The 13,969-nt window shown below is 66.5% G+C and carries 10 protein-coding genes; 2 read left to right on the top strand and 8 right to left on the bottom strand.

Annotated features, from left to right (window positions below; all coding sequences use genetic code 11):
* Positions 1-2: 2 nt before the first annotated feature.
* Positions 3-446, top strand: coding sequence for a cupin domain-containing protein (locus tag AC1ROX_RS25460; RefSeq protein WP_493130517.1), 444 nt, complete (start codon positions 3-5; stop codon positions 444-446).
* On the opposite strand, the gene AC1ROX_RS25455 is transcribed toward AC1ROX_RS25460, so the two are convergent.
* From AC1ROX_RS25455 to AC1ROX_RS25430, 6 genes are all read right to left on the bottom strand, one after another.
* On the bottom strand, positions 421-1,881 hold the full coding sequence (locus tag AC1ROX_RS25455) for an FAD/NAD(P)-binding protein (protein WP_493130515.1): 1,461 nt from the start codon (positions 1,879-1,881) through the stop codon (positions 421-423). The genes AC1ROX_RS25460 and AC1ROX_RS25455 overlap by 26 nt on opposite strands.
* Positions 1,882-1,885: 4 nt before the next feature.
* Complete coding sequence (locus AC1ROX_RS25450; RefSeq protein WP_493130513.1) at positions 1,886-3,541, bottom strand: dipeptide ABC transporter ATP-binding protein; 1,656 nt, start codon at positions 3,539-3,541, stop codon at positions 1,886-1,888.
* On the bottom strand, positions 3,538-4,404 hold the full coding sequence (locus AC1ROX_RS25445) for an ABC transporter permease (protein WP_493130511.1): 867 nt from the start codon (positions 4,402-4,404) through the stop codon (positions 3,538-3,540). Before AC1ROX_RS25445 ends, AC1ROX_RS25450 begins: the two co-directional genes overlap by 4 nt.
* The gene (locus tag AC1ROX_RS25440) at positions 4,401-5,426 is read right to left on the bottom strand and encodes an ABC transporter permease (RefSeq protein ID WP_493130509.1); all 1,026 of its coding nucleotides are present in this window, start codon (positions 5,424-5,426) and stop codon (positions 4,401-4,403) included. The genes AC1ROX_RS25445 and AC1ROX_RS25440 overlap by 4 nt, the downstream gene beginning before the upstream one ends.
* A gap of 4 nt (positions 5,427-5,430) precedes the next feature.
* Positions 5,431-7,038 (bottom strand): ABC transporter substrate-binding protein, encoded by a 1,608-nt coding sequence (locus AC1ROX_RS25435; RefSeq protein WP_493130507.1) that lies wholly within the window; start codon positions 7,036-7,038, stop codon positions 5,431-5,433.
* Between the two features lie 184 nt (positions 7,039-7,222).
* The gene (locus AC1ROX_RS25430; RefSeq protein ID WP_493130505.1) at positions 7,223-8,461 is read right to left on the bottom strand and encodes a Zn-dependent hydrolase; all 1,239 of its coding nucleotides are present in this window, start codon (positions 8,459-8,461) and stop codon (positions 7,223-7,225) included.
* An 87-nt stretch (positions 8,462-8,548) separates the two neighbouring features.
* On the opposite strand from AC1ROX_RS25430, the gene AC1ROX_RS25425 reads away from it, so the two are divergent.
* A complete protein-coding gene (locus AC1ROX_RS25425; RefSeq protein WP_493130503.1) occupies positions 8,549-10,123 on the top strand; it encodes a GMC family oxidoreductase in 1,575 nt (524 codons plus the stop codon).
* Between the two features lie 10 nt (positions 10,124-10,133).
* Here AC1ROX_RS25425 and AC1ROX_RS25420 read toward each other — a convergent pair whose 3' ends face one another.
* Entirely contained in the window at positions 10,134-10,526 is a 393-nt protein-coding gene (locus AC1ROX_RS25420) for a hypothetical protein (RefSeq protein ID WP_493130501.1), read from the bottom strand.
* A gap of 175 nt (positions 10,527-10,701) precedes the next feature.
* Positions 10,702-13,353 (bottom strand): aminopeptidase N, encoded by a 2,652-nt coding sequence (pepN, locus tag AC1ROX_RS25415; RefSeq protein ID WP_493130499.1) that lies wholly within the window; start codon positions 13,351-13,353, stop codon positions 10,702-10,704.
* Positions 13,354-13,969 lie beyond the last annotated feature (616 nt).

Below are 13,969 nucleotides of genomic sequence, written 5' to 3'. Positions count from 1 at the left end.
CGATGACCTCTGCGAAAGAAGTGCTGTTGCGCCGCGCCGTCGACTGCCATGTGTCGCGCATCTCGCCGGCCGACACCAACAAGTTCGCGATGCTGGTCGATCCCCTCTCCGATCGAACGCCCTTCGTCTCCGCAGTAGAAATCTTCGAGGTCGGCGGCAAGACACCGCCGCACTTCCATGCAACGGCACACGAGATGTTCTACGTGCTGAGCGGAATCGGCCGTTGCCGCTGCGACGACGGCAGCGTCCACGAGATCGCCCAGGGCGATGCGCTGGTGCTGCCGCCCGGCCGCGAGCATGTGATCGAAAACACCGGCACCGAACGGCTCTATTGCCTCACGGTCATGGTGCCCAACGAAGGCTTCGCCGAGATGATCCGCAACGGCCAGCCGATGGCACTGGACGAAGCGGACCGCGCCATTATCGCCGGCCCTCACGCTCCTTAGCGGGCTCCTCACCCGTCGCCATCCGGCTCCAGTCCAGCTCGACCTGCTTGACGTCGTAGGCCTGCAGCGATTCCCAGTGCCGCTGCAGGTCGCCGGCGAACAGGCCGCGCGTGACACCGGCCACCACCTTCGGGATCGCGGTCGTCATGGCGTTGATGCTGCTGCCCGATGGGCCGAAGCTCAAGGTGGCGCCGATGCCGAAGACATGGATGTCGGACAGCCACGGCGCTTCGCCCGGCTTGCGCTCGAGCAGGGCATAGTCCGGGCCGAGATAGGGATAGGCCGCGAGAAGTTCGTCCTCCTCGCCGGGCGGCGGCGTATAGCGGTCCTTCCAGAGCGCGATCTTGTCGGCGAAGGCGGCGAGTTCGGGACGCTGCGCCGGGTCCTGGCGGATGCCGGTGCCGCAGATCGCATAGTCGGCGTGAAACGGCCCGCGAGTCGTTTCGATGCGAATGCGGTCCCCCTCCATGCGCGTATCGGTCCAGGCGCGGTTGAGCTGCATGGTGAAGTTCGGGAAGGCCATGACCCGCTTGTAGGTGTCGGTCGGGAAGCCTTCGCGGGCGGTGAGGATGTTGCCCATGATCCGCCAGCGCCATTCGTCAGGCATCTCGCCGATATGCTTCAGGAAGCCGGCGAAGGTGAGCCAGCGATAGCGCTGCACGACCGACGGCTCGGCCCGGCGCACGAAGAGATGCACGTCGGCGCCGTGTTCGAGCGCCACCGCGGCATTGTCCATCGCCGAGGCACCCGAGCCCAGCACGGCAACGGTCTTCCCGCGCAGGCGCTCGAAGTCGATCATCTCGCAGGTATGGGCGCGGCGGTCCTGTGGCAGCGCGCGCACGAAGTCGGGCATCCACCATTCGCCGGTGCCGTCCTGGCCGGTGGCCAGCACGAGCTTGCGTGCCGCCAGGACTTCGCCGGTCGATAGGGTGACCAGCAGGCAGGTGCCGCCATCGTCGAGCCGGCCGGGTTCGATCGCCGTGGCGGCCACGTCGTTGCGCACGGGGATGTCGAGCACGCGGCGATACCATTGCAGATAGTCGTGCCACGCCCCGCTCGGGATGAGATGCAGGCCCGCGAAGCTGCCGGGCCCGCGCAGCGCGTCGTACCAGGCCTCGAAGGTGAGACTGGGGATGCCCTGATCCGGCCCCGTCTGGTCCTTCGGGCTGCGCAGGGTCGGCATGCGGGCGAAGGTGACCCAAGGTCCTTCCCGGCCGGCCGGGGCGCGATCGATCAGCAGGATGTTGTGCACGCGATCGCGCATCAGCGCGAAGCCGATGCAGAGGCCCGACTGGCCTGCACCGACGATCAACGCGTCGAGGGCCGGCTTGCCCTTGTAGAGTCGCGACGCCATCCACTCCGTACGGGGATGCGCGGTCATTTCGAGGTCCCGCTTCACGCGGGCTTCGAGGGAAGAGAGATCGCCTGTCGTCATGACATCACGCCGTCTTCAAAAGCTCCGTGCGCTGCGGATCGAAATAGGGCACCGCGTCCAGGAGCATACGCGTGTAGGCCGCCTGCGGCCGCTGGAAGATCGACTGGCTCGGTCCCGCTTCGACGACCTTGCCGGCCTGCAGCACCACCAGATCGTCGCACAGCATGCGCACGACGTTGAGATCGTGGCTGACGAACAGCAGGCCGATCCCGTCCTCGCGCCGCAACCGGTCGAGCAGCTGCAGGATGACGGCCTGCACCGACACGTCGAGCGCCGCCGTCGGCTCGTCCAGGATCAGCAGGCGCGGGCGCGGCGCGATGGCCCGGGCGATGCCGACCCGCGCCTTCTGGCCGCCGGAGAGCTGGTGCGGGAAACGTTCGAGCAGGTCGAGCGGCAGCCCGGCCCGGCTGGCGGCCTCGCGCACCCGCGTCTGCAGCGCCGGTCCGTCACGCAGGCCTTCGAGGCGGCGCAGCGGATAGGCGATGCTGTCGAACGCGGTGTGGCGCGGATTGAGACTGTCGTTGGGATCCTGGAACACGATCTGGATGTCGCGGCGGCGCGGCGAGAGGTGGAACTCGCGCGCCGGCGTCCGCGCGATCGACTCGCCGCCGAACACGATGTCGCCATCGTCGGGGTCGATCAGCCGGCAGATCAGGCGCGACAGGGTGCTCTTGCCCGATCCCGACTCGCCCACCAATCCCAACGCGCCGCCCTGGGGAATCTTGAACGACACGTCGTCAACGGCACGCGTCGGGCTGCCGAACGATTTCACGACATGCACCAGTTCGAGCAGCGGCGGCGTACCCGGCTTGCGCTCACGTGGTGCCGTCACGACCGGCGGCGCGTCCGGCGCGAGGTCGGCCAGGGTCGAGGCCCGAGTCGGCGAGGCGGCCACGAGGCGCTTCGTATAGGGATGGGAGGGCGCCTGGAACAGCGCCACGGTCTCGCCCTGCTCGACCACGCGGCCCGCTTCCATCACCGCGATGCGGTCGCACCAGCGCGCGGCAAGGCCGAGATCGTGCGTGATCAGGATCATCGCCATGCCGCGTTCGGACTGGATGCGGGCCAGCAGTTCCATGACCGTCTGCTGCGTCGTCACGTCGAGGCCGGTGGTAGGCTCGTCGGCGATCAACAGGACAGGCTCGCAGGCGATGGCCATGGCGATCATGACCCTCTGGCACATGCCGCCCGACAGTTCGTGCGGATAGGCGCTCAATCGCGCTTCAGGATCGCGGATCAGCACAGCCTTCAACAGGTCGAGCGCCTGGGTCCGCGCATTGGCGCGCGACAGCTTGCCGTGGGCTGCCAGCACGTCGACGATCTGCTGCTCGACCGTGCGGATCGGGTTCAGTGCCGCCCGCGGGTTCTGGAAGATCATCGACAGCGCCGATCCGCGTAGCCGCCGCAGGTCGGCGTGGCCCGCATGCGTGATGTCCCGCCCCTCGAACGTGACGCGACCGCCGGTGATTCTGCCGGCGCGGTCGAGCAGGCGCATCACGGCGAGCGAAGTCACCGACTTGCCCGAGCCGCTCTCGCCCACGATGCCCAGGGTCTCGCCGGCCTTCAGCGCGATGTCGATACCGTGCAGCGCCGTGACGGTGCCGTGGCGCGTCGAGAAGGCGACCTGCAGCTTCTCGACCCGCAGCAGGTCCTGCGTCATGTCCGCATCCGCGGATCGAGGATGTCGCGCAGCCCGTCGCCCAGCAAGTTGAAGCACAGCACCGTCAGCATCAGCGCGAGACCCGGCATCGCCACCAGCCACCACTTGCCGGTGGTGATGAAGCGCGCGCCCTCGGCCACCATGATCCCCCATTCCGGGGTCGGCGCGGTGACGCCGAGGCCGATGAAGGAGAGGCCGGCCGCATTCAGGATCGCCCAGCCGAGATTGAGCGAGATCTGCACCGCCATCGCCGGCAGGACGTTGGGCAACAGCACACGCAGCACCACCGAGAGATGGCTGTCGCCGCAGGCCCGTGCCGCCTCGACCCAGCCGGCGTTGCGCCGCACGTTCACCTCGGCACGCGCGAACCGGATGTAGAAAGGCAGGTTGATGACCGCCGTGGCGATGATGATGTTCTCGACCCGGTTGCCCAGCGCGGCGACCAGGGCCATCGCCAGCACGAACAGGGGGAAGGCCATCAGCACATCGACGAAGCGGCCGACCCAGCGATCGAGGCGCCCGCCACGATAGCCGCAGAAACCGCCGATGACCGCGCCGGCGACGAACGACAGGCTGACCGCCGAGACCGCAATGATCAGGTCGAGGCGCGCCGCCCACATGATGCGGCTCAATATGTCACGGCCGAGCTGGTCGGTGCCGGCGAGATGCACGCGGGACGGCGGCTGCAGCGCCTTCGGCACGTTCGAGGCCACGGGATCGTAGGGTGCCAGGACGGGAGCGAGGATCGCGATCAGGACCAGGATCAGCGTACCCGTGGCCGCCAGCGCCGTGACCGGGTTGGAGCGCAGCACATAGACGATGTGGCGACCGGTGGAGGAGCGGCCCAGCGCAAGATCGCTCATCCGACCGATACCCGCGGATCGGCGATGCCGTAGAGCACGTCGATCGTGACGTTCACCAGGACGAAGATCATCGCCATGAGGAGCACGAAGGCTTGCACCGGCGCATAGTCGGAGGCGAGCAGCGCATCGAGCGCATAGGAGGCGACTCCGGGCCAGGAGAAGACCTTCTCGACCAGCACATTGGCGCCCAGCATGGTGGAGAAAACGATGCCGGTGATGGTCAGCACCGGCAGCAGCGCGTTGCGCAGCGCATAGGCCACGATGATGCGCAGCCGCGACAGGCCCATCGCATGCGCGGTGCGGATGAAGTCGCTGCCCAGCACCGCCAGCATCGAGGCGCGCGTCATGCGGGCGAGCGGCGCCAGCACGAACAGCGCCATCGTGCAGGCCGGGAGCAGGAGCTGCGAGAAGGCCGCCATCCAGCCTTCCCAATCGCCCTTCAGGGCGAAGTCGATCAGGAAGAAGCCGGTGATGTCGGGCGGCGCGGAGGCGAAGATGTCGATGCGTCCCGTCGGATCGGGCGCCCAGCCCAGCAGATAGTAGAAGGCATAGATCAGCAGCAGGCCCGACACGAAGGTCGGCACGCAGACCCCGAGCGTACAGAGCATGCGCACGATATGGTCGATCGCGGTGCCCGGCCGCAGCGCCGCCGCCACGCCGAGCGGGATGGAGAAGATCAGCGCGATGAAGAGCGCCGTGCAGGTGAGTTCGAGCGACGCCGGCAGCCGGCGCGTCATGTCCGATACGACGGGCTGACCCGTCGTCATCGAGCGGCCGAGGTTGCCGGTGGCGACCTCGCCCAGGTAACGCACGAGCTGCACCGGGATCGGCTTGTCGAGACCCATGCTGCGGCGCAGCTCCTCGATCTCCTCCTTGCCGGCGGAGGGGCCAGAGGAGAAGAACACCGCCGGATCGCCCGGCAGCACGCGCATCAGCACGAAGGTGACCACCACCACACCGAACAGGGCCGGGATCGAGGCCAGCAGTCGGCGGCCGACCCGGCGCAGGATGCCGGCCAGCACGGCGCTAGACCCGCTTGAGGTCGCGGAAGTCGGCCTGGCGATAGAACTGGTAGGTGTAGCCGTCGACCGACTTGGCCATCACGGCGTCGTGGTTGGGCTGCCACAGCATGACCAACGGCGTCTCGGCGTTGAACAGCTCGATCATCTGCTTGCAGCCCTCCTCGTACTTCGCCTTGTCGGTCTGGTAACGGGCGTCGAGCGTCAGCTCCTCCATCTTCTTGCTCTTCCAGCTCGCGAAGTTCCAACGCTGGTCGCGCGTGAAGTAGAGATAGAAGAAGTAATAGGTGTAGGGCAGCCACGCGGTTGCGCCGTCGGTGAAGAGCGGCATCTTCTTTTCCGACTCGAGCGTGTTGAACTCGGCGTCGGGCTTCTTCTGGATCTCGACCTGGATGCCGATCTTGCCCAGCGACTCCTTGACCAGCGCCGCCATCGGCTCGGCCGTCGCCGTCTGGCCCGCGGTGAAGGCGAAGGTCGTGGAGAAGCCGTTGGGATGGCCCGCTTCGGCCAGCAGGGCCTTGGCCTTCGCGAGGTCGGTCTTGTTGGGGATCGCCTGCGGGAAGCTCGCATCCGGCGGCACGGTGGCCCAGGTGCCGTTGTAGAGCTTGGTGCCGCGGCCGAAGATCGCCGCCTTGAACATGTCCTCGTAGGGCAGCGCCATGGCAACGGCCTGGCGCACCTTGAGATTGTCGAACGGCGCCATCTGCGTGTTCATCGAGATGTGCGTGAAGCCGTTGGTCTGCGGGATCGAGACGACCTTGGACTTGGCCGACTTCTCGATGGTCGGCAGATCGCTGGCCGCCAGGTCGATGGCGAGGTCGGCATCGCCGCGCTCGATCAGGTTGGCGCGGGTCGCGGGCTCCGGCACGGTCTGGATGATGATGCGCTTGAAGAAGGGCAGCGCGCTGCCGGCGCCGCCGACCCACTTCTCGTTGCGGCGAAGCACAGTGCTCTCGCCCGGCTTGTGGCTGTCCACGATGTAGGCACCGCTGGCGGCGGTGTTGGTCTTCATCCACTCCATCGCCCACGGGTCTTCGGCCGTAGCGTTCTTCTTCGCCAGCTTGCTGTTGATCATGATGGCGTAGCAGACGCACAGGTTCGCGAGCGCCAGCCGATCGGGCTTGTCGAGTGTCACCGTCAGCGTCTGCGGATCGACGATCTTGAACTGGTCGGCGCTGGTCAGCGAGCCGGTGGTGAACTGCGGCGCGGCCAGCGACTTCGCCGTGACGTGCCGGTCGAGCGACCATTTCACGTCCTCCGCCGTCACCGGCGTGCCGTCATGCCAGGTCGCATCGGTGCGCAGGGTGATGGTGATGACCTTATTGTCCGGACTGATGCTGTAGGACTTGGCCAGCTCGCCGCGGATCGTGTCGGGATCGAATGCCCAATTCTCGCCCACCTTCTTGCGGCCGAAGCTGAACAGGCGGTCGTAGACGTTCATGCTGAGGCCGAACGCCTCGCGCGTCGCGCCGGGCATGGTCGTGTCGAGCGTGTTGATGGTTGCGCCCGTCACATAGCGCAGGGTTTCTGCGCGGCTCTGCGCCATCGCAGGCGCCCCCGTGCCCGCCAGAAACGCTGCACCCGCCGCACCTTGCAGAAGAACTCGCCGCTTCATGTCGCCACCATTCGTCGGATGAAAGGACGCCGTCCGCCGCTTTCACGTCACCGATCGCCAGCGCCCCCAGACACTTCGACGATGACGGCATCCCCATGCCCACCCGTTCCAACGGGCCGCGAAACGCGAACAGTCTTTGCGGAATCGACGCAATTCCCATGCCACTGAAGTGACGAATTGAGGGCTAGCGGTTCGCCCGGGTAACGGCAGCGTTCAACAGGAGATTGGCACCCGGCACCGAGCGGGTGAGCTCGATCGCCTCGTTCACGTTGTGGCTGATGCCCTCGAAGCAGGGTGTGAAGATCATCGCGGTCGGCGCCATCGTCGCCACCGCATAGGCATCGTGGCCGGCCTGGCTGCGCATCTCTCGATAGGGCAGGCCGAGTTCCTTTGCGGTCGACTTCAGCAGCTCGATGCATTCGGGCGCAAACAGCTCGCTGCCCCAGCTCCAGCCTTCCGCGACCTCGATCTCGACATTGGCCTTCTTCGCGGCCGCGACGATCGCGGCGTCGACCTCGGCGCGCATCGCCTTGAAGCGTTCGGCATCGATGTGGCGGAAGTCGATGGTGAGCTTGACCTGCTCGGCATAGGTGCCGGCCAGGTTGGGGAAGCTCTCGATCCGCGTCGTCGTGGTGCGGCCTTCGTCGACGGCATAGGCGAGGCCAATATCGTTGACCGCGGCGATGACGTAACCCGCGCCGACCAGCGCGTTGCGCCGCATCGCCATCGGCGTGCCGCCGGCATGGCCGGTATCGCCGTTGATCGTGAGCCGCAGCGCCTGGGTCTTGTAGCCGCCGACCACGATGCCGACGTCGCAGCCCTCGCGGTCCAGCACCGGCGCCTGCTCGATGTGCAGCTCCAGATAGGAATCGAAGGTGCGGCCCACCGGCGCGGAACCGGCATAGCCGATCTCGTCGAGCGCCTGCTCGACCGTGATGCCGGCATCGTCGGTGGTGGCCAGCACGCTTTCCAGGGAGATCACTTTGGCGAAAGCCATGGAGCCCATCATCGGTGGGTTGAAGCGCGCGCCTTCCTCGTTGGTCCAGCAGATGACCTCGATGCCGCGCTTGGTCTGCAGGCCGCGATCGTTCAGCGTGCGCACGACCTCCAGGCCGCACAGAACGCCCAGGATGCCGTCATAGCGGCCGCCGCAGATCTGCGTGTCGAGATGGCTGCCGATGGCGACCGGCGGCAGCGACGGATCGGTGCCCGGCCGCCGCGCGAAGATATTGCCCAGGCGATCGACCTCGACCGTGCAGCCCGCCGTCTTCGCCCAGTCGACGAAGAGGTCTCGCATCTGCTTGTCCTCGGCCGACAGGGCGAGGCGACGCAGGCCGACATCGCGGAAGCGTCCGATCTCCGCCGATCGCTCGAGACTGTCCCACAGGCGCTCGGGATTGACCTCCAGGACATTTGCGACCATGCGGCGCTCCTTTTGCGTGCGGCTTTCTGAACGGGCGGTGGCATTCTACCAAGAAGCATGCCAGCCCTTCGAGAGCAGTGAGCCTTCATGGACAACGAGTACGATTACATCATCATCGGTGGCGGTTCGGCCGGCGCGACGCTCGCCGCGCGGCTGAGCGAGGATCCGGCACTGCGCGTGCTGCTGCTCGAAGCCGGCCGCGACTTTCGCACGGCCGAGACGCCGCATCATTTGCGCATCCCCAATCCATTGCGCGCCATCGGCGACGACAATTACCGCTACCCGAAGCTGCTGGCGCGCCGCACCGAACGGCAGGAGCCCAAGCTCCTGTGGCGCGGCCGCGCGATCGGCGGCAGCTCGACCATCAACGGCCAGATCGCCATCCGCGGCATCCCGGAGGATTTCGAGGACTGGGCGAGCTTGGGCGCCACGGGCTGGGACTGGGACGCCTGCCTTCCCTACTTCCGCAAGCTCGAAACCGATGTCGATTTCGGCGACGCGCCCTATCACGGCAATGAGGGCCCGCTCCCGGTCTATCGTGCGCCCATCGATCAATGGGGCACCGTCGACCGCGCCCTACGGGAGGCGGCGCTCGGCCTCGGTTATCCGTGGTGCGAGGATCACAACGCGCCGACCGGCACCGGCGTCGGGCCCTACGCGATCAACAGCCGGCAGGGCCTGCGCATCTCGACCAACGACGGCTATCTCGAACCGGCGCGCGGCCGGTCCAACCTCACGATCGTCGGCGAAGCCATCGTCGACACGCTGCAATTCGAAGGCAATCGCCCGCATGTCAGCGGCGTCCGCGTGAATATCGGCGGTGAAGCCCGCGACGTGCGGGCGCGCCGCGAGGTCATCCTGTCGGCGGGCGCCATCCATTCGCCGGCGATCCTGCAGCGCTCCGGCATCGGCCCGCGTTCGTTGCTCGCCAGCCTGGGTATCGAGGTCGTGGCCGAGCGGCCGGTCGGCGAGCATCTGCTCGACCATCCGATCCTCGGCCTGATGCTCGACCTGCGCGACGATGCGCGGGTCAGCACGCTGATGCACCGCCACACCAATTGTTGCCTGCGCTATTCCTCGGAGCTGGCGGGCGCGGGCATCAACGACATGATCATGATCGCCGGCAACCTGCGCCCCGAGGAAGATGGCGGCACCGCGCGGGCGCGCCTCGCCGTCTCGGCCTTCCAGGCCTTCAGCGAAGGCACGGTGCGCATCACGACGCGCGATCCCGCCATCGATCCGCAGGTCGACGAACGCATGCTGTCGGACGAAAGCGACCTTGTACGCATGCGGGACGGCGTGCAGCGGATGCGGATCCTTTGTTTGCAGCCCGCCTTCAAGGCGATCTCGACAAGGGTCGAGTACGGCACGACCGGCCGTTCGATCGAGGACCCGTTCGACGCGAAGGCCCTGGACGGTTGGATGTTCGACGAGTGTTCGGATGCCCAGCATGCCAGCGGCACCTGCCGCATAGGCGCGGCGGACGATCCGCACTCTGTGGTCGATCCGGAATGCCGCGTGATCGGCGTCTCAGGCCTGCGCGTCATCGACGCATCGATCATGCCGACCGTCGTGCGCGCCAACACGCATTTCACGACGGTCATGATCGCGGAGAAGATGGCGGACGAGCTGAAACAGTCCCGTCCGCGCAATGTCTTTTAGATAGCGGCGCCTAGGACGGAAGCGCCTTCGCCCGGGCCTTGTTCTGGGCGTCGATGCAGTTCTGGCCCTTGAGCGGGGCGCGAAGCTTCCAGCACATCGTCTCGTCGTCCCGCGTGACGCCCGAGTTACAGAAGAAGACATCCTTCTTCTTCTGCAGCCAGACGCCGCCCGGAACGGCCGCCTTGATCTCGTAGCTGTCGGCCAGCAGGTCGGAGGTCGAGAGGCCCGGCCGCTCCTGATGCTGCGACGCACAAGTCGTTTCACCCGGCATGCTCGACGACTGGGTCACCGCCGCGATCTGAGGGGCGGCCTGCGGTCCGGTCGAATCGGCGAACACGGCCGTCTGGGCATAGGCAAAAGCGGCAATCGACAGGACAGCGCCAGCCACAGCCGAAACGATCAATTTCGTCTTTGTTTCCATAGTTTTAGATCCCAAAAGGTCCCGGGTCGGCGTTCCCACACGCCGACCCGAAAACTCAATTTTCCCACAACACGAACTTAATATTGCATCCTTACAGCAACCTTTCAAGTGGCATTGAAAGTGAAGAAATATACTTGCCGAGTGAGGAAAACCGGGATCAGGCGAGGCTCTTGGAGGCGATCTCAAAGACATCCCGGGACAGGCCCGGCTCCGCGACGATCCGCTGGAGCTCGCGTCTCATCAGCTCCTGGCGTCCCTTGTCGTAGCGGCGCCACGAACCGAGGGGGCTCAACAGGCGCGCGGCGATCTGCGGATTGAGCTTGTCGGTGGCCAGGACCTGGTCGGCGAGGAAGCGGTAGCCGTCGCCGCCGGCCGCGTGGAACTGCACCGGATTGCCCGAAGCGAAGGCGCCAATCAGCGAATAGACGCGGTTGGGGTTCTTGCGGTCGTAGGACGGATGGTCGACGAGGCGCTTCACGCGCTCGAGCGTCCCGTCCGTCGGCGTGCGCGCCTGGATGCCGAACCACTTGTCGAGGACCAGAGGCTCATCCTTCCAGCGCTCGTAGAAAGAGGCGAGCGCCGCCTCGCCTTCGGCGCCGCCCAGTTCCGCCAGCACGGTGAGGCCCGCGATCGATTCCGTCATATTGCTGGCGCGCTGAAAATATTCGACGGCTCGCCGCCGCGCCGCATCGCCCTTGTCGGTCGACAGGTACGACAGCGCCGTGCTGCGCAGGCGACGGCGACCCACATCGTCGGGCGTGAATCGGTAAGGCCCTGTATCGTGGTTGGCGTCGTAGACGGAGCCCCAGCGATCGGCGAGCTGATCGGACAGGACGCCGCGAACGCGCTGCTGCGCAGCCCACAGCCCCTCGATGTCGATCTCCGGCATGAGTTCGCCGAGGAAGGCGAGGCCCGGCAGGGTCACCGCGTCGGCGATGAAGGAACGATCGAGCCGCTGGTCGTCGAGCGTGCGGCGGATGGCGTCGACGAACAGATCCGGCACGGCCATGGGCTGCCCGACCCTGCGCGCCTCGACCATTTCGAGGATCAGCCGGGCGCCGAGCTGCTGGCCCGCTTCCCAGCGCGCGAAGGGATCGCTGTCGTGCGCCATCAGGAAGGTCAGCTCCTCGTCGGAGCGCGGCGCGTCGAGCTTCACCGGCGCCGAGAAGCCGCGCAGCAGTGAGGCGACCGGCTTCTCCGGCACATCCTCGAAGACGAACACGTCGCGCGTCTGGCGCACGTCGAGCACGCGCGTCGTACCGCCGGCTGCCGTTTCGCCGACGAGCTTCAGCGGCAGGTCGCGACCGGCACTATCGAGCAGGCCGACCGACAGCGGGATATGCATCGGCTTCTTCTCGGCCTGTCCCGGCGTCGGCCGCAGGTTCTGTCCGACCGTCATCGTGTAGCGCCGGCTGGCGGCGTCGTAGCTGCCCTCGACCCTGAGGTCCGGCGTGCCGGCCTGGGCGTACCACAGGCGGAACTGGCCGAGATCGACGCCAGATGCATCTTCCATTGCGCTCGCGAAGTCGTCGCAGGTGACGGCGTGGCCGTCATGGCGCTGGAAGTAGAGATCCATGCCCTTGCGGAAGCGCTCCGGCCCCAGCAGCGTGTGCATCATCCGCACCACCTCGGCGCCCTTCTGGTAGACGGTCGCGGTGTAGAAATTGTTGATCTCGATATACGAATCCGGCCGCACCGGATGGGCCATCGGCCCGGCATCCTCGGGGAACTGGCCGGCGCGCAGGCGGCGCACATCGTCGATGCGGGCATCGGCCGCCGAGCCCATGTCGGCCGAGAATTGCTGGTCGCGCAGCACGGTCAGCCCTTCCTTGAGGGAGAGCTGGAACCAGTCGCGGCAGGTGACGCGGTTGCCGGTCCAGTTGTGGAAATATTCGTGGCCGATGACGGCCTCGATCGAATGATAGTCGAGATCGGTCGCCGTCTCGGGATTGGCCAGTACGAGCTTCGAGTTGAAGACGTTCAGCCCCTTGTTCTCCATCGCGCCCATGTTGAAGTCGTCGATGGCGACGATCATGAACATGTCGAGATCGTATTCGAGGCCGTAGACATCCTCGTCCCACTTCATCGACTTCTGCAGCGACTCCATGGCGTGGCCGCAGCGTCCGACATCGCCGGGCCGGACGTAGATGCGCAAGGTCACCTCGCGGCCGGAGCGGGTCGTGAACCGATCCTCCAGGCATTCGAGGGGACCAGCGACCAGGGCGAAGAGATAGGACGGCTTGGGAAACGGATCTTCCCACCGGGCGAAGTGCCGGCCGTCGTCCAGGGCGCCGCTGTCGACCAGGTTGCCGTTGGACAGCATCACCGGCGCCAGCGCCCGGTCGGCCACGATGCGGGTGGTGTAGCGCGCCATCACGTCGGGACGGTCGAGGAAGTAGGTGATCCGGCGGAACCCCTCGGCCTCGCATTGCGTGCAGAAAAGATCGCGGGATTTGTAGAGGCCCGTGAGCTCGGTATTGTCCTGCGGGCGAAGCCGTGTCGCGATCTCGAGTGCAAATTTATCGGGAACGGCACGGACGGTCAGCGTCTCTGCCGTCACCTCGTGCACGGCTGGCTGGCCATCGAGTCGGACGGACAGCAGTTCCATCTTCTTGCCGTCGAGGACCATGTCGGCGGGTTTCGTCACGGCCGCCGGATTGCGCCGAACGACAAGGCGCGCGACGACGCTGGTGGTCTCCTTCCCGAGTTCGACATCGAGGTCGACGGTATCGATCAGGAACGGCGGCGGCGTGTAGTCGACGCGGCGGATCGCCCCCGGCGCAGTGGTCATGTCCTTGCTGATGTCCATGGTTTCTCCATACGGCGGACGCGTCTCTTACCCTAAATCGTGCTTGCCCCGGGTGACGACTCACCGCAATCCTGAGAGATAGATGGCGCTCTTCCCATGGGAATCGCGCTGTTTTGGCACGACACCGTGCCGCAAACCCGCCACATGGCCAATTTAGGCGTCTCAGCAGGTTTTCTCGGATGCGGATGACGATTGGAACCTTGGCGGTACGGACCCTGGGCGTGGGACTGGGAGTGCTCCTTCTCTCCGGATGCGAGGTGTTGCAGGCGGCGCGCAACGATCTCGCAAGCATCGGTTCGTCGCGAGCCCCGCCTTCTGCAGCGACCGCGCGCACGCCCACGCCCCCACCGCGCCCTCCAGCACCCGCACGCCCAGCGAGGCCAACCGGCGTCGTTGCCAGTGCGTCAGCCGATGTTGCGGCCGACGTTGCTCCAGCTCCCGCTCCCGCCGTCGAGACTGCGCCCCCGGTTCTCACGGGCTATCGTGAATCCGAACTGCGCGCCGCGCTCGGTCCTCCGGCAAGCGAGGAGACGCGCCCTCCCGGCAAGCAGTGGCGCTACCGCTTCGACAAGTGCACTCTGGACATCCAGCTCTATCCGGATGTCGAAACCAAGCA

The sequence above is a fragment of the Reyranella sp. GW821-FHT14A01 genome (assembly GCF_058803965.1).
This window is presented reverse-complemented; position numbering and strand designations above follow the sequence as displayed.

What these genes read in the sequence shown, in the direction of transcription:
- AC1ROX_RS25460 (WP_493130517.1), top strand. Translation starts at nt 3, where the DNA reads ATGACCTCTGCGAAAGAAGTGCTGTTGCGCCGCGCCGTCGACTGCCAT.
- AC1ROX_RS25455 (WP_493130515.1), bottom strand. Translation starts at nt 1,881, where the DNA reads ATGACGACAGGCGATCTCTCTTCCCTCGAAGCCCGCGTGAAGCGGGAC.
- AC1ROX_RS25445 (WP_493130511.1), bottom strand. Translation starts at nt 4,404, where the DNA reads ATGAGCGATCTTGCGCTGGGCCGCTCCTCCACCGGTCGCCACATCGTC.
- AC1ROX_RS25435 (WP_493130507.1), bottom strand. Translation starts at nt 7,038, where the DNA reads ATGAAGCGGCGAGTTCTTCTGCAAGGTGCGGCGGGTGCAGCGTTTCTG.
- AC1ROX_RS25450 (WP_493130513.1), bottom strand. Translation starts at nt 3,541, where the DNA reads ATGACGCAGGACCTGCTGCGGGTCGAGAAGCTGCAGGTCGCCTTCTCG.
- pepN (WP_493130499.1), bottom strand. Translation starts at nt 13,353, where the DNA reads ATGGACATCAGCAAGGACATGACCACTGCGCCGGGGGCGATCCGCCGC.
- AC1ROX_RS25430 (WP_493130505.1), bottom strand. Translation starts at nt 8,461, where the DNA reads ATGGTCGCAAATGTCCTGGAGGTCAATCCCGAGCGCCTGTGGGACAGT.
- AC1ROX_RS25425 (WP_493130503.1), top strand. Translation starts at nt 8,549, where the DNA reads ATGGACAACGAGTACGATTACATCATCATCGGTGGCGGTTCGGCCGGC.